Genomic DNA, 20,967 nt, shown 5'->3' on the forward strand with positions numbered 1-20,967 from the left:
GGCACGCGTTCCGCCGGCGTGCTGGCGGACCATTGGCCTGCCCTTGCGGCCTCGTTCGACATCGTCGCCGTGCCGCGCCACACTCGTTAGAATGGCCGTTTTCCGGGAGACAGGAAGCGATGAAAACCTACGACCAGTTCTACATCGACGGCGCATGGCGCAAACCGGCCGGAACGGGCACGATCGACGTGATCGACTCGGGCACCGAGGCCGTGATCGGCCGGATTCCCGAAGGTGTCGCGTCGGACGCGCAGGACGCGGTCCGCGCGGCGCGGGCGGCATTCGACGCGTGGGCCGCGACGCCGGCCGCGACGCGCGCGGGCTACCTGCGCAAGATCGTCGAGCGCCTGCAGGCGCGCAGCGAGGAACTCGCGCAATCGATCACCGGCGAAGTCGGGATGCCGATCAAGCTGTCGCGCGCGATCCAGGTCGGCGGCCCGATCTACAACTGGAAGGCGTACGCGAAGCTCGCCGAATCGTTCGAATTCGAGGCGACGGTCGGCAACTCGCTGGTGGTGCGCGAGCCGGTCGGCGTCGTCGCGGCGATCACGCCGTGGAACTACCCGCTCAACCAGGTCACGCTGAAGGTCGCACCGGCACTCGCGGCCGGCTGCACGGTCGTCCTGAAGCCGTCCGAAGTCGCGCCGCTCAATGCGTTCATGCTCGCCGAGGCGATTCACGAGGCGGGTCTGCCGCCGGGCGTGTTCAACCTCGTGTGCGGTTATGGCCCGGTCGTCGGCGAGGCGCTGGCGAGCGATCCGGACGTCGACATGGTGTCGTTCACGGGTTCGACGCGTGCCGGCAAGCGCGTGGCTGAACTCGCGGCCGCGGGCGTGAAGCGCGTCGCGCTCGAACTGGGCGGCAAGTCGGCGTCGGTGATCCTCGACGATGCCGATTTCGTGACGGCGGTGAAGGGCACGGTCAATGCGTGCTACCTGAACGCGGGCCAGACCTGTTCGGCGCACACGCGGATGCTGGTGCCGCAGGCGCGCTACGACGAGGCGCGCGCGATCGCGAAGGCGGCGGCCGAAGCGTATGTGGCGGGCGACCCGCGTCAGGAAACGACGCGCCTCGGCGCACTGGCATCGGCCGTTCAGCAGCAGCGCGTGCAGGCCTACATCCAGCGCGGGATCGACGACGGCGCGGAGCTCGTGACGGGCGGCACGGGCCTGCCGGAAGGGCTCGCGAAGGGCTTCTTCGTGAAGCCGACGGTGTTCGGCCGCGTCGACCCGAAATCGACGATCGCGCAGGAAGAGATCTTCGGGCCGGTGCTGTCGATCATCACGTATCGCGACGAAGAGGAAGCGGTGCGGATCGCGAACGATTCGCCGTACGGGCTCGGCGGCGCGGTATGGGCGGGCAGCGACGAACGTGCGATGCGCGTCGCGCGCCGCATCCGCACGGGGCAGGTCGACATCAACGGCGGCACGTGGAACGGCGCAGCGCCGTTCGGCGGCTACAAGCAGTCGGGACACGGCCGCGAGAACGGCGTGTACGGGCTCGAAGAGTATCTCGAGTACAAGTCGATGCAGCTCAAGCCGGCGAATCAGGGCTGAGCGTTTCAAGCCGCATGACCGGAAAACGGCACGCTCGCGTGCCGTTTTTTTATTGACGACCGTCAAGGTGCGCGCCGGTGGATCGTCGATCATCGCGTTTCCGATTGCCGATGTTTCGACGAGGTTCAGATGACCGCACGCACTTCCTTCCCGCCGCTCACGATTCGCGGCCGCACGTTGCTGCCCGTGGTGCAGGGCGGCATGGGCGTCGGCATCTCCGCGCACCGCCTCGCCGGCAGCGTCGCGCGCGAAGGCGCGCTCGGCACGATCGCCAGCATCGACCTGCGTCACCACCATGCGGACCTGCTCGCGCGCTGTCGGGCGAATCCCGATCGTGCGACGCTCGAGGCCGCGAACCTCGAAGCGCTCGCGCGCGAGATTCGTCTCGCGAAGACCTACAGCGAAGGACGCGGGATGATCGCGGTCAACGTGATGAAGGCAGTGAGCGCACATGCGGATTACGTGCGCGTCGCGTGCGAAGAGGGCGCGGACGCGATCGTGATGGGTGCGGGCCTGCCGCTCGATCTGCCTGACCTCACGCAGGGTCACGACATCGCGCTGATCCCGATCCTGTCGGACAGCCGCGGGATCGCGCTGGTGCTGAAGAAGTGGATGAAGAAGGGGCGGCTGCCCGATGCGATCGTGATCGAGCATCCCGCGCATGCGGGCGGCCACCTCGGCGTCACGCAGATCGACGACATGCATGATGCGCGCTTCGATTTCGCGCGCGTGCTCGACGAGACCGCGCAGGTCATGGCATCGCTCGGCCTTGCGCGCGACACGATTCCGCTGATCGTCGCGGGCGGGATCAACAGTCACGACACGGTGCGAGCGGCGCTCGCGGCCGGTGCGAACGGCGTGCAGGTGGGCACGCCGTTCGCGGTGACGGAAGAGGGGGATGCGCATCCGAACTTCAAGCGCGTGCTGGCCGATGCGCTGCCCGACGACATCGTCGAATTCGTCAGCGTGACGGGGCTGCCGGCGCGCGCGGTGAAGACCCCCTGGCTCGATCGCTACCTGCGCAACGAAACGCGCATCCGCGACAAGCTCGGCGTGCTGAAGCAGCGCTGTCCGACCGCGCTCGAATGCCTGAGCGTCTGCGGCTTGCGCGACGGCATCGAGAAGTTCGGCCATTTCTGCATCGACACGCGGCTCGCGGCCGCGCTGCGCGGCGACGTCGCGAACGGGCTGTTCTTCCGCGGCCGCGAAGCGCTGCCGTTCGGCCGTGCGATCCGCAGCGTGCGCGATCTGCTCGACCTGCTGCTGACGGGCCGTGCGACCGAGCCTGCGGCAAACCGCCCCACGTTTACGCTGGCTTGACGGATATCAAGATGGCGAAAAGACCCTACTGGGAGAATGGAAACCATTCTTTGGGGGTCCGTACCATGCATAAAACGATTCGAACTTGTGTCACCGCTGCCGCCGTTGCGGCAAGTTTCGCCGCGATGCCTTCGCTGTCGCACGCGGCATCGCCGGGCGACGGCATCAACCAGGGTGACGTACTGGTCCGGCTGCGCGCGATCAGCATCCAGCCGAACGAGCGCGCGAGCGACACGCTCGGCGCGATCAACACCGGCGTGAACAACGCGATCGTGCCGGAGCTCGACTTCACCTACATGATCCGCGACTACCTGGGCGTGGAGCTGATCCTCGCCACGTCGCGGCACCAGATGACGTCGAGCCTCGGCAATCTCGGCGGCGTGGGCGTGCTGCCGCCGACACTGCTGCTGCAATACCACTTCAACCATGCCGGCAAGGTGCGTCCGTACGTCGGCGCGGGCCTGAACTACACGTACTTCTACAACAACGGGCTCAACGTCGGCGGCGAGGGCGTGTCGATCAACAAGAGCAGCTTCGGTCCGGCGCTGCAGTTCGGCGTCGACGTGCAGTTGACGAAGAAGGTGTTCATGAACGTCGACGTCAAGAAGATCTGGATGAGCACCGATGCGACGCTCGGCGACAAGGGCATCGGCACGCTGCACATCGATCCGCTGATCGTGGGCGTGGGCGTCGGGATGAAGTTCTAGGCGCGCGCGGGAAAGAACAGAGTTGGGGTTGGCGGCATGGCAGTCGGCATGCCGCTCTTTTTTTGTGCGGCATCCGCGACGGACGCGGGCAACGACTCGCAGCGCGCCTCGGCCCGCTCGTAATAGCGCGTCGTGGCAGGCGGCGTGTCCGGCAGCGCGATCGCCAGGCGGCAGTACGTGCCGTTCGGCAACGCGACCCGCAGCGGCGTCGTCAGCTGGGTGCCCGTGAGCAGCAGCCTGCCTTCGCTTCCGGTGACGGTCACGAACCGGTCGCCGTCGTCGATGACGGTCGACAGCACGGGCAGCGGTGCGCCGTTCGCCTGCGTCACGGTCAGCAGCACGCGCCGCGTTTGCTCGACGGCGAATTCGACGCGGCTGACCGAACCGCGGCCGGCTTCGACGGTCTGCATGCCGTTCTTCAGGTCGACATCGCGCGGCAGGCTTTTCGTATTGATCCGAATGAACGCTTGCGCGTACGGGGGCAGCGATGCGATGACGGCTCGGCCGTGCCGGTCGGTCCAGACCGGGCCCGACGGCGTCGCGAGTTCGATGCCGGCGCGCTCGCCGACGCTGGCGAGCGCGAACGTGTCGCGAATCTCGTACGGCGACAGCATGCCGACGCCATCGAGCAGCGCGACCGCGCCGCGCAGATTGACGCCGATCGTCGAGCGGCCGGCGCCGTAGAGGCCGGCGTTCAGGGTCGCGCGCGCATGGTTCGGCGTGGCGCTGACCGTCGCGCGGATCGACGGCGACCGGATCGCGGTGTCGTAGTCGGCCGCGACACCATAGCTGCCGGTGCGGCCGAACGTGTCGGAATAGCGGGCGCCCGAGCGCACCGAATCGCCGGTGACGTTCGCATACGCGCTGACGCTGCGCGTGCCGATCGGCACGGTGATGGTGACATAGACCTGCGTACCGCCGCTGCCGCGGGTGCCGAGCGTACGGTTCACGTTCAGCGCAACCGATCCCCGCCGGAGCAGGCGAGTCCACGTGCCGGCGACGCGCTGCATGGCGGGGCCGTCGAATAATCCGACCCGCGTGTAGTCGAGCGACAGCATGCCGAGCGCGCGAGCGTGCCAGCCCAGCGCAGCGGCGAACTGGGTATGCGAGGGCGGCGTGAATGTGTCCGTCTCCTGGACCGCATCGGTCAGCTCCCGATATCCGGGCGTGCGCCGGACGAACGACACATTGGCGCTCAGTGCCGTGCCGCGGCTGCTCGCCAGCGCGACACGGGCCTGGGTGCCGCGTCGACCGGCGGTACGGCTGACGTCGAGGCCGACGGCCGCGTCGATACCGGCAAGCGGGGTGAACGTGACGCTCGCGGCACCCGACTGCAACGGCGACGATACCAGGATGCCGGCATTGAGCCGGGCGCGTTGCCAGAGTTGCCAGCCGTGCGTGGCGGTCGCGAGCCATGGGGCTTGCGCGTATCCGTCGTTCTGCAGGCGGCCGACCGCGAGCGCCAGTCCTTGCCCGGCGGCGAGCCCGGCGCCGGGCAGCGACGAGCCCGGCACGATGAAATGCTGGATGTCGCCGGTTGCCTCGACGATGGTGACGTCGAGGTCCGCCGTGCCGCTGACGAGCGGCAGGTCGCCCAGCGCGAACGGGCCGGGCGGCAACTGCGACGAGTGGATCAGTACGCCGAGCTGGCGCACCTCGACACGCGCTTGCGTGCGCGCGATTCCGGTGACCCGTGCGGCCGTGCCGGGCGCGGCCGCCAGCGCCTCGTCGGGAAACGTTTGCACCCCGAACATCCGGCCGATCGAGAACAGCGTCGAGCGCGGGACGATCTGCCCGGCCTGCAATATCGTGCCGCGCGACGCGAACGTGCGCTGTGCATAGGCAGCCTGATGGTCGACGCCGACATGGCCGTCCACGGCCGTGGCGATCTGGCTGCTGCGCACGATCCAGTCCGCCGCGTTGAAGCCGGCTTCGGTCGTGGCTTGCCAGTATTGCGACGTGCCGGCCGGATTGCGCGTTGTCATCGCGAGCAAGTCGTAGTTGACGAGCCCGGCGAAACCGCCGCGCTCGAACGTGTCGGGCGTGCGCCGGCCCGTATCGAGTGCATCGGCCGGCACGACGAGGTCGACGGCGCCGTCGGCCGGGCGCAGCGTGACAATCGCTTGCGGATAGGCGTGCCGGTAGTCGTAGCATGGGGGCATGTCGGCGCTGGTGTCGCGCGCGGTTGTCTCCCGGAGCGCGTCGGGCACGACGAGGCCGGCCACACGCAGCAGGCCGGGTGTCGCGCACAGGTTGCCGTTGTCGTCGAATCGCACATCGGCGCGGCCGGCGCGCTTGCCGTTGACCGTCAGCCGAACGGAGGCCGTGCCGGGCATGAAGCGCGGCGCGTGCGCGAAATAGCGGCTCGCCGCGGCGTCGATCCCGTGCTCGCGCAGCATGCCGGCATCGAACTCGAGCGCGTCGGGCGCGGTGCCGCCCGGGTTGGCTGCGGCGGCGCACGGCATGCAGCCCGCGACGAGGGACAGCCCGAGCGCGAGCAGGCCGCCCCGGCCCTGGATGGCACCTGACATTGCAGATCCGGATTCGAAGGCGCGGTGCTTACCGGTGCGTGACCGCTTCGGTCGCGGCGGGGGCGAGCGATGCGTCGTAGTGGTCGACCGAGTAGCCATAGACGGTGGCGGGGAAGAGGCGCACGCGCTCGGGCGTCGCGGCCTCGCGGGCCAATGCGATCCGGCGGGTCTGGCCGGCCAGCACGTAGGGTGCCGGCAGCGACACGATCTGCTGCGACGGCAGCAACTGCACTTTCTGTTCGAGACGCACCACGTAGCGGCTGTCGTTGCGCACGATCAGCTTGCCGTCCTCGATCGACCACTTCAGCAGTTCCCACGGTCTGTCGTTGCGCGCGAGGTCCTGCGGCTGGATCAGCACCGGCAGGTTCTGGCGAATGATCGTCTGGATCTCGTTTCTGCCCGGGCGTTTCGGCGGAATGCCGGAGAACGACGCACGGGCGAGGCGCTGCGTGGCGAGCGGCTGGTTCACAGCGAGAACGAACCGGACGAGCTGCACCGCACCGCCTTCGACGCGCGCGATCGGGGGTGTCACGATGACGAGCTCGGCCCTGTCCTCGGGAATGGGCTCGATCGTCGTGTGCAGGAGCGTTGGATGGCTGTCGGTATTCTTGACCGAGATCGTTCCTTCGCCGTCGGCTTCGTCGACGATCACCACGGACGTTTCGGGCACGACGCCCATGGCGTGTACGGCGTTCGAATCGATCAGGCAACCGAGGAGCGGGATGAGCAATGACACCCGCAGGGTGTGGCGTGCAGGGAATTTCATGGCGGTGGCAGGCTAGGGGGCATCGTGCAGCGCGCCGCCGCTTCGGCGAAGCGGCGGCGCGGTCGACGCCAGTCAGGCGATCGACACGATCGGAGGAAAGACGCGTACCGGAATTACAGGTACACGAGCGACACGGTGGCGAGGCCGTCGAGATTGATTTCCTGGCTCAGGTCGAGGTTCGACGTCTTGTCGATCGCGGCCTGCACGTCGAGCGTGCCGGTGAAGACCTTCGCCGCGACCGGGACGGTCTGGCCTTTCTTCGCCCACGACTCGTAGCCGCCGGTGTTGTTGACGATTCCGTTGGACGTCACCCAGCTGGCGCCGTTGGTGCTTGAATAAATCGAATCGACTGCTGCACCATCCGCCTGGAACGTATTCGTTCTGAAACGGAATGCAAAGGCGCCGATATTCTTGCCGCCCGCCGAGCCGAGGCCGAATTGCGTGGCGACCGAATTGGACGAGCCGAAGAAGTTGATGTTGCCGGTAAATGCGCCGGTGCCGGCACGATTATCCTGTGCGGTCAGCGCGACGCGGGCGGCGGCGTCACAGGTGATCGTGATCGAATCCGACATGACCGCGAGCAGCGTGGGCGAGGTCGGGTTGAGTTCGGCCACGCCGATCAGTCCGTAATCGAACGTGCCGCCGCCGGCGAGCGTCGGCGTGCAGGCGCCGGGTTTGATCTTCCCGGTGACCTTGACGTCGAACGAGTCGGCGTACGCAGATGCGCTTCCCAGCGCGAGCAGGCCTGCAACCACGAGGCTCGAGGCTTGTTTCGTCATCTTAACGAATTTCATCTGAATGGGTTCCTGATAACTGGCCGGAATTACGAAATTAATTCGGTGATCCGGGTTTTGATTAATGGAAGTTGGATCGCTCGCCGGAATTTCCGGAGAACGGGTGGAATTTATCAATTGGATTTGTGAATTGAAATCGTACTTGTACAGATTTTTTTGGCTATTTTTACGAAATTAACGTTGGTTAATCGTGAAAATAATTCGATTTATCGATGGAAGCTGGTGTTTTGATCGTTACGAATGTCAGATGCAATATTTTTCAGCTTCGGTAACGATTGAGCGGTATGGCTTTGATCTGAGCGGACAATGTCGAAGATCGGGTGGCGCGATCCTGGCATGCGGGTTGGCGATGGACGATCCTGACCGAGGACGCGCGGCGTCATTGCGACCATGGCGTTTGCCGGCAGCGGGAAGTCGGAACGGAAGCGGCGTGCGTCGCGTTGATCGCGACGGGGCGTGTGCGGGGGCGGGACGGGGGCGGGCGGTCGGAGTCGGCCGGCGGGTGGCCCGTGATCGGGCCGGGAGCGCCCGGGCGGGCGCATCGCGTCGGCACGCGCCGACGCGGGACGGCTTACAGCTTGTCGTACTGGAAACGCATCGCGGTGCCTTCGCGCGTGATGCGCTCCCACACGGTGCGCTTTTCGTCGTCGCTCAGGAATACCCAGTTCGACACTTCGGTGGCCGTTCGGCCGCAGCCCTTGCAGACTTCGTCGAAGAGGGTCGAGCACACGCCGATGCAGGGGCTGTCGGGCAGGTCGTGGAGATTGGAGGCCATCGGGAAGGTTCGCGCTTTGAATCGTCAGGGCGTCATTTTAATGCATCGGGATGACGCGGCCGGGCAGCGATGCCGGCGGCGCGACGGCCGCCCGTCCGGACGGTTTCGTCACCGCCTTCTTTTCCTGATGGACAGACGCCGATTACCCGATAGAATTCCCCCGGAACGCCCCGTCGTGCGGGCCGCCCGGGCGGCTCGTGGCGGGAATCTGTTCCGTTTGCGCGACACGGGCATGATTTTTTTGTGACGGAGCGCGAATGGTGGTAGCGTTCGGGGTTTTCGAGGGGCGGCGTGCCAGAATGCGCCGCCATGACGAGGCAGACGGCAGCCGGACAAGCGGTCCGGCCGGAGGGAGAACGGGATGAAAGCAAAGGTAGCGGGCCGGTTCGCAGCGCTTGCGCTGTGCGTGGGTGCATCGGCGGCGGCGGCGAAGGATACGCAGCTCAATGTCTATAACTGGTCGGACTACATTGCGAAGGACACGATCCCGAACTTCGAGAAGCAGGCGGGCGTCAAGGTCCGCTACGACAACTACGACAGCGACGACACGCTGCAGGCGAAGCTGCTGACGGGCAGCTCGGGCTACGACATCGTCGTGCCGACCAGCAACTACGCGGGCAAGCAGATCGCGGCCGGCATCTTCACGCCGCTCGACAAGTCGAAGCTGCCGAACCTCAAGCACCTCGATCCGCAGCTGATGGCGCTCGTCGCAGGCGCCGACCCGGGCAACAAGTACACGGTGCCCTGGGCATACGGCACGACCGGTCTCGCATACAACCTGACGAAGGCGCAGCAGGCGCTCGGCAAGGTCCCGCTTGACAACTGGGACATCCTGTTCAAGCCGGAAAACCTCGCGAAGCTGAAGACCTGCGGCGTGTCGGTGCTCGACGCGCCGGACCAGATGTTCGCGGCGGCGCTGCACTATATCGGCAAGGATCCGATGAGCACGAACCCGGCCGACTACAAGGCCGCGATGGACGTGCTGAAGAAGATCCGCCCGTACATCACGCAGTTCAACTCGTCGGGCTACATCAACGACCTGGTCGGCGGCGACATCTGCTTCGCGTTCGGCTGGTCGGGCGACGTCGTGATCGCGAAGCATCGCGCGATCGAGGCGAAGAAGCCGTACAAGGTCGAGTACTACATTCCGAAGGGCGGCGCGCCGGTCTGGTTCGACGTGATGGCGATCCCGAAGGACGCGAAGAACAAGGACGCCGCGCTGCAGTGGATCAACTACATCGAGGATCCGAAGGTGCACGCGGCGATCACGAACGCCGTGTACTACCCGAGCGCGAACGCCGAGGCCCGCAAGTACGTGCGGCCGGACGTGGCGAACGACCCGGCCGTCTACCCGCCGGCCGACGTCGTGAAGACGCTGTTCCTGCTCAAGCCGCTGCCGCCTGAAATCCAGCGTCTGCAGACGCGTCTGTGGACCGAGCTGAAATCGGGCCGCTGACGCGAGCCGGAGTAAGCCAGCAGTCATGAAGCCCCTGGTGTCCCCGGGGGCTTTGTTCGTCAAACGCAGGAGAGAAGCAGCACATCATGAATAGCCAGTCGGGCGCGCCGGTCGCGGGCGCGCCGTCCTTCGTTCCTTCGTCCGGTGCCGATTCGCGTGCCGAGAATTTTGTCCAGATCGTCGACGCCGTCAAGAAATTCGGCGAGACCGAAGTGGTGCGCAACGTGAACCTGACGGTGCGCCAGGGCGAGCTGTTCGCGCTGCTCGGCAGCTCGGGTTCCGGCAAGTCGACGCTCTTGCGGATGCTCGCGGGCCTCGAGACGGTCACGTCGGGCAAGATCCTGATCGACGGCGAGGACCTCGCGCAGATGCCGCCGTACAAGCGGCCCGTGAACATGATGTTCCAGTCGTATGCGCTGTTCCCGCACATGTCGGTCGAATCCAACGTCGCATACGGCCTGAAGCAGGAAGGCACGCCGAAGGCCGAGCTGAAGGAGCGGGTCGCCGCGGCACTCGAGCTCGTGCAGATGAGCAAGTATGCGAAGCGCAAGCCGCACCAGCTGTCGGGCGGCCAGCAGCAGCGCGTCGCGCTCGCGCGTTCGCTCGTCAAGCGCCCGAAGGTGCTGCTGCTCGACGAGCCGATGTCGGCGCTCGACAAGCAGATCCGCCAGCGCACGCAGATCGAGCTCGTCAACATCCTGAAGAAGGTCGGCGTCACCTGCATCATGGTCACGCACGACCAGGAAGAGGCGATGACGATGGCGAACCGGCTCGCCGTGATGAGCGAAGGGCAGATCGTGCAGATCGGCTCGCCGAACGAAGTCTACGAATATCCGAACAGCCGCTTCTCGGCGGAGTTCATCGGCTCGACGAACCTGTTCGACGGCGTCACGATCGAGGACGAACCCGACCACGTGTACATCGAATCGCCGGAGCTGCCGAGCCGGCTGTACGTGAGCCACGGGATCACGGGCCCGCTCGGGATGCCGGTCACGGTGTCGGTGCGCCCCGAGCGGATCGCGCTCACGCGCAAGCCGCCCGAAGGCGCGTTCAACTGGGCGCGCGGCAGGATCACCAACATCGCGTACATGGGCGGCTATTCGCTGTATCACGTGAAGCTCGACGCGGGCAAGACGGTGATCGCGAACGTGTCGAGCCTCGCGATCACCGAGCTCGACACGCCGGCGCTGGGCGACGAGATCTACGTGCGCTGGAGCGCGACCGCAGGCGTGGTGCTGACGTCATGAACGCGCTCAAGTCCCTGCTCGCCTGGCCGGTGCGGCGCTTCAACCTGACCGGCGGCGCGGCGGTCGTCGCGGGGCCGTACACGTGGCTCGTGCTGTTCTTCCTCGTGCCGTTCGTGCTGGTCGTGAAGATCAGCTTCGCGGAGCTGCAGCTCGGCATCCCGCCGTACACGGAGCTCGCGTCGTACACGGACGGCGTGGTGCACATCGCGCTGAACCTGTCGCACTACGCGTTCCTGCTCACCGACAGCCTGTATTTCGCGACCTACGTGAATTCGGTGGTGGTCGCCGCGATCACGACGCTGCTGTGTTTGCTGATCGGCTATCCGATGGCGTACTACATCGCGCGTTCGAACCCGGCGACCCGCAACCTGCTGATGATGGGCGTGATGCTGCCGTTCTGGACGTCGTTCCTGATCCGCGTGTACGCCTGGATCGGGATCCTGAAGAACAACGGGCTCCTGAACAACTTCCTGATGTGGATCGGCCTGACCCACACGCCGATCGAGCTGTACCGCACGAACTACGCGGTGTACATCGGGATGGTGTATTCGTACCTGCCGTTCCTCGTGATGCCGCTGTACGCGCACCTCGTGAAGATGGACCTGCGCCTGCTCGAAGCCGCGTACGACCTCGGCGCGAAGCCGTGGCGGGCGTTCGTGCAGATCACGCTGCCGCTGTCGAGGAACGGCATCATCGCGGGCTGCCTGCTCGTGTTCATTCCGGCGGTCGGCGAGTACGTGATTCCGGAACTGCTCGGCGGCGCGAACACGCTGATGATCGGTCGCGTGATGTGGAATGAGTTCTTCAACAACGCAGACTGGCCGATGGCGTCGGCCGTGACCTGCGCGATGGTGCTGCTGCTGCTCGTGCCGATGGCGATGTTCCAGCACTTCCAGGCGAAGGACCAGGAGGGCCGCCGCCGATGAAGCCGAATCGTTACCTGCAGTTCGCGGCGCTGTTTGCCGGCTTCGCGTTCCTGTACATCCCGATCATCAGCCTGATCGTCTATTCGTTCAACGAGTCGAAGCTCGTCACCGTATGGTCGGGCTTTTCGTTCCGCTGGTACTCGGCGCTCGTGGAGGACGACGAGCTGCTGACGGCCGCGTGGCTGTCGCTGAAGATCGGCTTGCTGACCGCGTTCGCGTCGGTGTTCATCGGCACGTGGGCCGGCTTCGTGCTCGCGCGGATGGGCCGCTTTCGCGGCTTTGCGCTGTTCAGCGGGATGATCAACGCGCCGCTCGTGATTCCCGAGGTGATCCAGGGGATCTCGCTGCTGCTGCTGTTCATCGAACTCGCGAAGTGGATCGGCTGGCCGGCCGAGCGGGGCATCTTCACGATCTGGCTCGGCCACGTGATGCTGTGCATCTCGTACGTCGCGATCATCGTGCAGTCGCGCGTGCGCGAGCTGAACCCGTCGCTCGAGGAAGCCGCGCTCGATCTGGGTGCGACGCCGCTGAAGGTGTTCTTCACGATCACGCTGCCGCTGATCTCGCAGGCGCTGATCGCGGGCTGGCTGCTGTCGTTCACGCTGTCGATCGACGACCTCGTGCTGTCGGCGTTCCTGTCGGGTCCCGGCTCGACGACGCTGCCGCTCGTCGTGTTCTCGCGCGTGCGCCTCGGCCTGAATCCGGAGATGAATGCGCTCGCGACGCTGTTCATCGTCGCGGTGACGGCCGGCGTCGTGATCGCGAACTTCGTGATGCTGCGCCAGGAGCGCAAGCGGATGGCCGCGTTCGCCGCCTGAGGTCCTCACGCACAGGTTGCCGACGCAACGAAAAACGCCCGGTACCGACGACGAGTCGGACCGGGCGTTTCGTTTGGCGGATTGCGCCGCGTGCGGCTCATGCGCCGAACGCCGTCTTCGCCAGCAGCCCGAACGCCACGCAGACGAGCACGGCCGCGAAGCCGGCCTGCACGTGCCGCGCGGACAGGTGCCGGGACGCGTGGCGGCCGGCGGCCATCCCGATCGCGGTCGCGACCGTGAACCACAGCATCATGTCGAGCGGGGCGTGCGTGCCCGACACGAGCGTCGCGAACACGCCGCCGGTGCCGACCAGCGCGATCACCATCAGCGAGGTCGCGACCACGCCGTGCATCGACACGTTCGTGAACTTGCGCAGCATCGGCACGATCACGAAGCCGCCGCCGACACCGAGCAAGCCGGTCATCAGCCCCGTCACCGCGCCGGTCGACGCGAGCGCGAGCCCGACCGGCCAGGACCACACGAGCCGGCCCGTATCGGGATTCACGCGGCCGACGCACAGCGGCGACTCGTCCGTGTCGCCGGGCGCGTGGCGCAGCGCCTGCCGCAGCAGGCGCGCCGCGACGACCAGCATCGTCAGCGCGAACAGCGCCAGCAGCACGCGTTGCGGCAGCACGTGCGCGAGCCGCACGCCGAGCGTCGTGAGCGGCACGCCGGCCACGGCCATCAGCAGCGCCGCGCGATAGCGCACCAGCCCGCGGCGAAACCCTTCGAGCGCGCCGAGCGCGGCGCTGCCCGCGACCGCGACGAGTGCGACGGGCGTGGCCTGCGGCATCGGCCAGCCCATCCCGACGACGAGCGCCGGCACCGCGAGAATGCCGCCGCCCGCGCCGGTGAGGCCGAGCACCGCGCCGACGAAGCCGCCGAGTACGAGGGAAATCAGCATGGTGTCATCGGGTTCCGGTCAACGTGCGATCGCGGGCTTCGCGAGCCATTCGCGGCCCTTGAGCATCGCCTTCCAGTAGAGCGGCGGCAGCACGCGCTCCTTGAGCAGCCACGCGAGCCGCGACGGACGCTTGCCGTCGATCAGCCACGCGGGGAAGGTCGGCGCGACCTTGCCGCCGTACAGGAATTCGGCGAGCACGATCTTGCCGCGCTCGACGGTGAGCGGGCACGATCCGTAGCCGTCGTACGCGGCACCGCCACGCGCGCGACCCAGCGACGCGAGCAGGTTGTGCGCGACCACGGGTGCCTGCTTGCGCGCGGCCGCGGCGGTTTTCGCGTTGGTCGTGTTGGTGACGTCGCCGAGCGCGAAGATATCCGCGAACTGCTTGTGGCGCAGCGTCGCCGGATCGACGTCGATCCAGCCGGCCGCGTCGGCGAGCGCGCTCGCGCGCACGAAATCGGGCGCCTGCTGCGGCGGCACGACGTGGATCATGTCGAACGCGCGCTCGACGGTTTGCGTGCCGCCGTCGGGCAGCGTGCGCCGGAACGTCGCGCGCCGTGCCGGTCCGTCGATCGCGATGAGGTTGTGGCCGAACGACAGCGCGATGTCGTAGCGTTTCACGTACTCCATCAGCGCGGGCACGTAGTCGGCGACACCGAACAGCGCGCCGCCCGCATTCAGGAACTCGACGTTCGCGGCGCCCAGGCGGCCCGTGCGCCGCCAGTGATCGCACGACAGGTACATCGCCTTTTGCGGCGCGCCCGCGCACTTGATCGGCATCGGCGGCTGCGTGAACAGCGCATGGCCGCCGCGCAACGCCTGCACCAGCTCCCACGTGTACGGCGCGAGATCGTAGCGATAGTTCGACGTGACGCCGTTGCGGCCGAGCGTTTCCGCGAGGCCGTCGATCGCGTGCCAGTCGAGCTTGAGCCCCGGGCACACGACCAGCCTGCGGTAGCCGATGCGCCGGCAGCCGTCGAGCACGACCGCGTGCGCGTCGGGCTCGAAGCCGGCGACGGCTGCCTGGATCCATTTCACGCCGCGCGGCAGCAGGTCGGCCATCCGGCGCGCGGTCGTGTCGGGCCGGAACACGCCCGCGCCGACCATCGTCCAGCCCGGCTGGTAGTAGTGCGTATCGGCCGGGTCGATCACCGCGATATCGAGCGATGCGTCGCGTGCAAGCAGGCTCGACGCGACCGCGACGCCGGCTGCGCCCGCGCCGACGATCACGATGTCGTGCTGCGCGTCGACGCCCGGCGCGGCTTGATGACCGCCCTGCGCAAGACGTGGCGCGAGCGCGCCGAGGTCGTAGCCGGCCGTGGCGGCGATCGCGACGATGTCGCCGGCCGGGCGCCTGCCTGCCTGCGACAGCGCCCACAGCGTCGCCGAACGCGTGCCGCTGCGGCAGTACGCGAGTGCCGGGCCGGCCAGCGTCGTGACGAGCGCGCCGAACTGCGCGGCCTGGTCGTCAGTGACCTTGCCGGTATCGACGGGCAGGTAGTGGACGGCGATACCGAGCGGTGCGGCCGCCGCGCGGATCTCGGCGACGGTCGGCTGGTCGGCGCCTTCGCCGTCCGGGCGGTTGCAGATGATCGAGCGGATGCCCGCCGCGTGCAGCGCGGGCAGGTCGGTCGCGGCGATCTGGGGCGAGACCGACAGCAGGTCGGTCAGCGTGCGGATGGTCATGTCGGGGGTTCTCCGGTCGGGGCGGCGGCTCAGATCGCGTCGAGCGGGATCTTCAGGTAGCGCACGCCATTGTTTTCGGGCTCGGGCAGGTGGCCGGCGCGCATGTTCACCTGCACGGACGGCAGCATCAGCACGGGCATGTCGAGCGTCGCGTCGCGTGCGGTGCGCATCGCGACGAAATCGTCCTCGGTCACGCCGTCCTTCACGTGCAGGTTCGCGCGGCGCTGCTCGGCGACGGTCGTCACGAACTGCACGTCGCGGCCGCCCGGCTGGTAGTCGTGGCACAGGTACAGGCGCGTGTCGGGCGGCAGCGCCAGCACGCGCGCGATCGAGCGGTACAGCGTGCGTGCGTCGCCGCCGGGGAAGTCGCAGCGGGCGGTGCCGTAGTCGGGCATGAACAGCGTGTCGCCGACGAACGCCGCGCGCTGCGCCGCGTCGTCGACGCAGTAGGTCAGGCACGCGGGCGTATGGCCCGGCGTGTGCAGCGCGCGGATCGTCAGCCCGCCGAGCGCGAGCGTGTCGCCGTCGTCGAGCAGGCGGTCGAACTGGCTGCCGTCCTGCGCGAAGCCGGGGCCGGCGTTGAACAGCGTGCCGAACACGTGCTGCACGCGGCGCACGTGCGAGCCGATCGCGATCCGGCCGCCGACGTGCGCCTTCAGGTACGGCGCGGCCGACAGGTGGTCGGCGTGCACGTGCGTTTCCAGCAGCCAGTGCACGGTCGCGCCGAGTTCGGCGACGCGCGCGATCAGCCGGTCGGCGCTGGCGGTGTGCGTGCGGCCGGATTTCGGGTCGTAGTCGAGCACGCTGTCGATCAGCGCGCACGCGCGGCTCGCGGTGTCGAGCAGCAGATAGCTGACGGTGTGGGTCGCCGGGTCGAAAAAGCCTTCGACCGACAGCAGGGGGGCATGGCTCACGGGATGTCCTCGATCGGGTTCTGCATCTGCAATCGGGAATCCCATCTTCAAGAAGCGTGCCAGTCCGTGCCGCGCGGTCGGCCGATCGGGCAGGTACTTGATTCGGCTCGGATTTTCGGCAGGCTCGCGGTGCGTCGCGGGGATGGCCGGCGAATGGCTGCCGGCAGGGGCTGCCAGATCTGGCAGTGTCGTGGCAGAATTGGCAGTCGGCCTGGCAGTTCGTCCGGCCATCCGTTCTCGAGCCCCCATGAATTCGCACGACACCATTCCGATCGTTCCGGCGCCGTCGCCGTCGCCCGACGTGATGCCCGATGTGCGCGCGCTCGTCGCCTATCTGGAACAGGATCCGCAGCCGATGATCGTCCTCGATCCCGCGTACCGCATCCTCGCGGCGAACGATGCGTACCGGCGCCAGTTCGGCGTGGCGGGCGTCGAGCATGTCGGCCGGCACTGCTTTCAGGTCTCGCATCACTACGACGTGCCGTGCGACCAGGCCGGCGAGCATTGCCCGATGAAGCAGGCGCTCGAGTCGCGCAGCCTGAACCGCGTGCTGCACATTCACCATACGCCGCGCGGTCCCGAGCACGTCGATGTGGAGTTGCGGCCGATCTTCGATGCGCGTGGCGACGTGATCGCGTACGTCGAACGGCTGACGACGGTGCGCAGCGCGTCCGCTCAACCGAGCGCGGAAGGGCTCGTCGGCGGCGCCGACGCGTTCAATGCGGCACTCGGCGCGCTGCAGCGCGTCGCGCCGTCGATGCTGCCCGTGCTGTTGCTCGGCGAATCGGGCACCGGCAAGGAGCTGTTCGCGCGGGCGCTGCACGAGGCGAGCGAGCGTGCGATGGGGCCGTTCGTGGTCGTCGATTGTTCGGGCATCGCCGAAACGCTGTTCGAGAGCGAGCTGTTCGGCTATGAGAAGGGCGCGTTCACCGGCGCGAGCCAGCGCAAGCCGGGGCTCGTCGAGACCGCGCAGGGCGGCACGCTGTTTCTCGACGAAATCGGCGACGTGCCGTTGCCGATGCAGGTGAAGCTGCTGCGGCTGATCGAGTCGGGGACGTTCCGGCGCGTCGGCGGCGTCGAGGCGCTGCGCGCGGATTTCCGGCTCGTCGCGGCGACCCACAAGCCGCTGCGCGAGATGATCGACGACGGCCGGTTCCGCCAGGATCTGTACTACCGGATCAACGCGTTCCCGATTCCGCTGCCCGCGCTGCGCGAGCGGCGCGGCGACGTCGCGCTGCTGGCCGAGTCGATCCTGCGGCGGATCGCGAATGCGCGTGCCGGCGCGGGCGACGCGAGCGCGCGGCCGTTCGTGCTGACCGAGCGGGCGCGTGCGTGTCTCGATGCGTATGCATGGCCGGGCAACATCCGCGAGCTGCGCAACGTGCTCGAACGCGCGTGCCTGTTCGCGGACGACGGGACGATTCGCGTCGAGCATCTGCCGGCCGAACTGGTCGCGGCATCGGCCGCGCCGCAGGCGCGCGCGGCGGACGCGCGCGGCGTGTCGGACGCGCAGCTCGTGCGGATTGCCGGCACGTTCGACGGCACGCGCAAGGCGCTGGCCGAGCACGTCGGGATGAGCGAGCGCACGCTGTACCGGCGGATGAAGGCGCTCGGGCTCGGGGTGCGCGACCGGTGAGCGGGCGCGTCATGGCTGGCTGGCATCGACACGGCTGCCAGCCTGGCGACCTGCTCGCGTTCAGCGATGACGGTGTCGGCGAGCCGGACTGACACATCGCAACCGCGCGGTGCCGAGGCGGCGGGGCCGCAAATGGCGAAGCGGGCGGCACGCGGGAAACCCGGCCTGCCGCCCGCACGGTCACGCGCTCAGCGCGCCGGCGCAAGCTGCGCCATCGCCTCCCGCACGAAGCCGATCAGCGTGTCGTCGACCCACGAATCCTTCGTCAGCACCGGCTCGGTCATCATCGCCTCGCGGAATTTCGCATGCGTGGCCGGGTCGTGGCCCGCATAGCTGCAGAACAGCTCGAGCCAGCGCTGCGCGAGCGCGCGGCCTTGCGGCGAATCGGGCTTCGCGCCCGCCTCGATCGCGTCGCGCACGTCGCCCATCAGTTGCGGCCATTCCATCGCGCGTTCGCCGTAGTGCGCCCGCATGAAGCGGATCTCGTCCGGCGCGAGGTACTTTTCGAAGATCCGCATCTTCGTTTCCGACGACGCGCGCAGCACATAGTCGCGCAGTGCGGTCGAAATGCCGATCTTCGACTGCATCGCCGGCTCGTGTTCGTGCATCAGGTTGAGCTTCGCCAGCAGTCGCGGATCGTTGTTCGTGTCGCGCACGAGCAGCGCCATCCAGCGAGCGGCGAGCATACGGGCGCGCTCGTCCTCGGCGGGCACGCCCGCATCGCGCAGCGCACGGACCTCGCCGACGAGCGCGATCCATTCCGCGTCGCCCGTCTGGCTCTTGCGGTACATCGGCATGCGCGCGAGTTCTTCCTCGGAGAAATATTTGTCGTACACGGTCATCAACTCCAGTGTGGTGAGCCAATCGGCCAGTTCCGGCTCGGCGCCCGCGGCGAGTTGCGCGTGCAGGTGCACGAGCCGCTCGCGCAGCTGCGCGGTCTGCGCGAGCTGACGGTCGAGCGACGCGATCTGTTGCGCGACGAGCTCGACGAGCGGGGTACCGGGCTGGTGCAGGTAGGCGCCGATTTCGGCGAGCGACAGCCCGAAGCGACGCAGCGCCTGGATCTGATGGAGCCGGGCGACGTCGTCGCGGTCGTACAGCCGGTAGCCGTTGTCGGCACGCGCCGAAGGCGTCAAGAGGCCGATCGCGTGATAGTGATGAAGCGTGCGGACGGTCAGCCCGCTGCGTTTCGCCAGTTCTCCCACTTTCAGCCGCATGGTGTCCTCCGTTCGGTGCGCACACTGGAGTCTCGAACGTTACGCTACGTGAGGGTCAAGCGGAAGATCGCGAAGCGGCGCGCGGGACGGTCCCGCGCGCCGTGCGCCGGCAGGAAGGAACGCGTTATTGCGGTGGCGGCGACGCGTCGGGCGTGGCCGTGCGCGCCTGGGTGCCGGGAGCGTTTTGCGCCGCATTGCCGGTGTCGCCGGCCGTGTCGGCTTTCGCCGCCTTCCCGGCCTTCCCGGTCGGGTCGGCCTGCGGCGTGCCCATCGCCTGGTAGAGCCGCGCCGTATCCGCGAAGCGCGCGCCGGTCGCGCGGATTTCGTCGAGCCGTGCGTTGCGGTACTGCAGCTCGCTGGCGCGCGCGGCCGACGGCGGCAACGCGCCGAGCCGCACGCGGGCGGCCGCGTCGTCGTATGCGCCGCGTGCGGACAGCGCGGCGCGGGACGACGCATCGAGCGCCTCTGCGTCGTGCTCGAGCGCGGCCAGCGAATCGGCGACGTTCTGGAACGCGGCGAGCACGGCCTGCTTGTACTGGTCGACCGCGGCTTCGTAGGTCGCCTTCGCCGCGCGGCGCTGCGCGAGCAGCGCGCCGCCATGGAACAGCGGCTGGCTCAGCGATGCGCCGACGCTCCAGATCGCGCCGGCGCCCGACAGCATCGTCGGCCAGCTGAAGCCGCCTTTGCCCATCGCCGCCGACAGCGACAGCTGCGGGAACATCTGCGCGGTCGCGACGCCGACTTCGGCCGCGGCCGCCTTCAACCCCGCGTCGGCCGCCTGGATGTCGGGGCGGCTTTGCAACAGGTCCGACGGCACGACGACGGGCACCTGCTCGGGCAGGTGCAGGTCGGCGAGCGTGAGATCGGCCGGCGGCCGGTCGGGCGTGCGGCCGACCAGCACCGCGAGCGCGTGGCGTGCCGAGTCGCGTTGCTGGCGCAGCGCGGGCAGGCTGGCCGCGAACGTGTCGGCGCTTTGTCGTGCGTTCAGCGCATCGCTGCGCGACGCCGAGCCGAGCGCGTAACGGCGCTCGGCGTCGTGCGCCTGGTCGTTCGCGAGCGCGACGAGCCGCTCGGTGGTTTCGATCTGCGCGTTGAGTACCGACACGGTGATCGACGCTGTGACGATGTTCGCGGCGAGCGCGCGTCGCGCCGATTCGAGCTGGAACGCGCTGACGTCTACGCGTTTCGCGAGCGCGCGGTTCGCGAAGCGCGCCGCGCCGAACAGGTCGATCGTGTAGCTCGCCTGCAGTTGCCCGACGAACGTGTCGTACAGCAGCGTCGGCGCGCCGAGCGCGGGGATCGGCACGCCGAGCGCACGCTGGCGCGTGGCCTGGCCGCCCGCGTCGATCGACGGCAGCATCGAGCTGCCGATCTGCCCGCGCAGCTGTTCGCGCGCGGCATCCAGCGAATGCGACGCCGCGCCGAGCGTCGGGTTGTTGCGCAGCCCTTCGTCGACGAGCGCGTTCAGCGCATCGGAGCGGTACTGCGTCCACCAGTCGGGCACGGGCTGCGCGCCGACTTCGAACTGCTGCGCGACGCCTTGCGCGGCGACGGTCTGCTGCACCTGCGGCGCGGCGCCGTAATGCGCGGGCGACGGCATCGCGGGCGGCTCGCCGCTCGGCGCGAACCACGCGCAGCCGGCGAGCGGGCCGGCGAGGCTCGCGACCGCGAGCGCGCGCACGGCTTGGGTTTTCAGGTTCATCGACAAGTCCAT

At 68.1% G+C, this 20,967-nt stretch carries 17 protein-coding genes; 8 read left to right on the forward strand and 9 right to left on the reverse strand.

The window, feature by feature from the left end:
* The first annotated feature begins 119 nt into the window (after positions 1 to 119).
* The 3 genes from DIE21_RS31710 to DIE21_RS31720 all read left to right on the forward strand — a co-directional run bounded on the left by DIE21_RS31710 (position 120) and on the right by DIE21_RS31720 (position 3,583).
* A complete protein-coding gene (locus DIE21_RS31710) occupies positions 120 to 1,556 on the forward strand; it encodes an aldehyde dehydrogenase family protein (RefSeq protein ID WP_124501376.1) in 1,437 nt (478 codons plus the stop codon).
* 129 nt (positions 1,557 to 1,685) lie between these two features.
* Positions 1,686 to 2,876: a nitronate monooxygenase family protein gene (locus DIE21_RS31715; RefSeq protein ID WP_124501377.1), complete on the forward strand. Its 1,191-nt coding sequence runs from the start codon at positions 1,686 to 1,688 to the stop codon at positions 2,874 to 2,876.
* A 65-nt stretch (positions 2,877 to 2,941) separates the two neighbouring features.
* On the forward strand, positions 2,942 to 3,583 hold the full coding sequence (locus DIE21_RS31720; protein ID WP_124501378.1) for an OmpW family protein: 642 nt from the start codon (positions 2,942 to 2,944) through the stop codon (positions 3,581 to 3,583).
* On the opposite strand, the gene DIE21_RS31725 is transcribed toward DIE21_RS31720, so the two are convergent.
* The 4 genes from DIE21_RS31725 to DIE21_RS31740 form a co-directional block, all read right to left on the reverse strand.
* Positions 3,580 to 6,114, reverse strand: a complete 2,535-nt coding sequence (locus DIE21_RS31725; protein WP_124501379.1) for a fimbria/pilus outer membrane usher protein — start codon at positions 6,112 to 6,114, stop codon at positions 3,580 to 3,582. The genes DIE21_RS31720 and DIE21_RS31725 overlap by 4 nt on opposite strands.
* 28 nt (positions 6,115 to 6,142) lie before the next feature.
* Positions 6,143 to 6,880, reverse strand: a complete 738-nt coding sequence (locus tag DIE21_RS31730; RefSeq protein ID WP_124501380.1) for a fimbria/pilus chaperone family protein — start codon at positions 6,878 to 6,880, stop codon at positions 6,143 to 6,145.
* 113 nt (positions 6,881 to 6,993) lie between these two features.
* A complete protein-coding gene (locus DIE21_RS31735) occupies positions 6,994 to 7,791 on the reverse strand; it encodes a DUF1120 domain-containing protein (protein ID WP_260426619.1) in 798 nt (265 codons plus the stop codon).
* Between the two features lie 454 nt (positions 7,792 to 8,245).
* A complete protein-coding gene (locus DIE21_RS31740; protein WP_124501381.1) occupies positions 8,246 to 8,449 on the reverse strand; it encodes a DUF1289 domain-containing protein in 204 nt (67 codons plus the stop codon).
* Between the two features lie 361 nt (positions 8,450 to 8,810).
* Here DIE21_RS31740 and DIE21_RS31745 point away from each other — a divergent pair, with 361 nt between their 5' ends.
* From DIE21_RS31745 to DIE21_RS31760, 4 genes are all read left to right on the forward strand, one after another.
* The gene (locus DIE21_RS31745; RefSeq protein ID WP_124501382.1) at positions 8,811 to 9,905 is read left to right on the forward strand and encodes a polyamine ABC transporter substrate-binding protein; all 1,095 of its coding nucleotides are present in this window, start codon (positions 8,811 to 8,813) and stop codon (positions 9,903 to 9,905) included.
* Positions 9,906 to 9,991: 86 nt separating this feature from the next.
* The gene (locus tag DIE21_RS31750; RefSeq protein ID WP_124501383.1) at positions 9,992 to 11,152 is read left to right on the forward strand and encodes an ABC transporter ATP-binding protein; all 1,161 of its coding nucleotides are present in this window, start codon (positions 9,992 to 9,994) and stop codon (positions 11,150 to 11,152) included.
* On the forward strand, positions 11,149 to 12,078 hold the full coding sequence (locus tag DIE21_RS31755; RefSeq protein WP_124501384.1) for an ABC transporter permease subunit: 930 nt from the start codon (positions 11,149 to 11,151) through the stop codon (positions 12,076 to 12,078). Before DIE21_RS31750 ends, DIE21_RS31755 begins: the two co-directional genes overlap by 4 nt.
* The gene (locus tag DIE21_RS31760) at positions 12,075 to 12,896 is read left to right on the forward strand and encodes an ABC transporter permease subunit (protein WP_124501385.1); all 822 of its coding nucleotides are present in this window, start codon (positions 12,075 to 12,077) and stop codon (positions 12,894 to 12,896) included. The genes DIE21_RS31755 and DIE21_RS31760 overlap by 4 nt, the downstream gene beginning before the upstream one ends.
* Before the next feature lie 97 nt (positions 12,897 to 12,993).
* Here the strand turns inward: DIE21_RS31760 and DIE21_RS31765 are convergent, their stop codons facing one another.
* Genes DIE21_RS31765 through DIE21_RS31775 form a run of 3 tightly spaced genes read right to left on the reverse strand, consistent with a single transcriptional unit; the run spans position 12,994 to position 16,445 of the window.
* Complete coding sequence (locus tag DIE21_RS31765) at positions 12,994 to 13,800, reverse strand: sulfite exporter TauE/SafE family protein (protein ID WP_124501386.1); 807 nt, start codon at positions 13,798 to 13,800, stop codon at positions 12,994 to 12,996.
* An 18-nt stretch (positions 13,801 to 13,818) separates the two neighbouring features.
* Positions 13,819 to 15,486, reverse strand: coding sequence for a bifunctional protein tyrosine phosphatase family protein/NAD(P)/FAD-dependent oxidoreductase (locus DIE21_RS31770; protein ID WP_124501387.1), 1,668 nt, complete (start codon positions 15,484 to 15,486; stop codon positions 13,819 to 13,821).
* A gap of 29 nt (positions 15,487 to 15,515) precedes the next feature.
* Positions 15,516 to 16,445, reverse strand: coding sequence for an MBL fold metallo-hydrolase (locus DIE21_RS31775; protein ID WP_409364662.1), 930 nt, complete (start codon positions 16,443 to 16,445; stop codon positions 15,516 to 15,518).
* A gap of 202 nt (positions 16,446 to 16,647) precedes the next feature.
* Between DIE21_RS31775 and DIE21_RS31780 the strand changes: the two genes are divergently transcribed.
* Entirely contained in the window at positions 16,648 to 18,036 is a 1,389-nt protein-coding gene (locus DIE21_RS31780; RefSeq protein ID WP_124501389.1) for a sigma-54-dependent Fis family transcriptional regulator, read from the forward strand.
* A 188-nt stretch (positions 18,037 to 18,224) separates the two neighbouring features.
* On the opposite strand, the gene DIE21_RS31785 is transcribed toward DIE21_RS31780, so the two are convergent.
* Positions 18,225 to 19,253 (reverse strand): MerR family transcriptional regulator, encoded by a 1,029-nt coding sequence (locus DIE21_RS31785; RefSeq protein WP_124501390.1) that lies wholly within the window; start codon positions 19,251 to 19,253, stop codon positions 18,225 to 18,227.
* A gap of 124 nt (positions 19,254 to 19,377) precedes the next feature.
* Positions 19,378 to 20,967: an efflux transporter outer membrane subunit gene (locus DIE21_RS31790; protein ID WP_124501391.1), complete on the reverse strand. Its 1,590-nt coding sequence runs from the start codon at positions 20,965 to 20,967 to the stop codon at positions 19,378 to 19,380.

Source organism: Burkholderia sp. Bp9140 (assembly GCF_003853425.1).
In the GTDB taxonomy this organism is placed as follows: Bacteria; Pseudomonadota; Gammaproteobacteria; order Burkholderiales; family Burkholderiaceae; genus Burkholderia.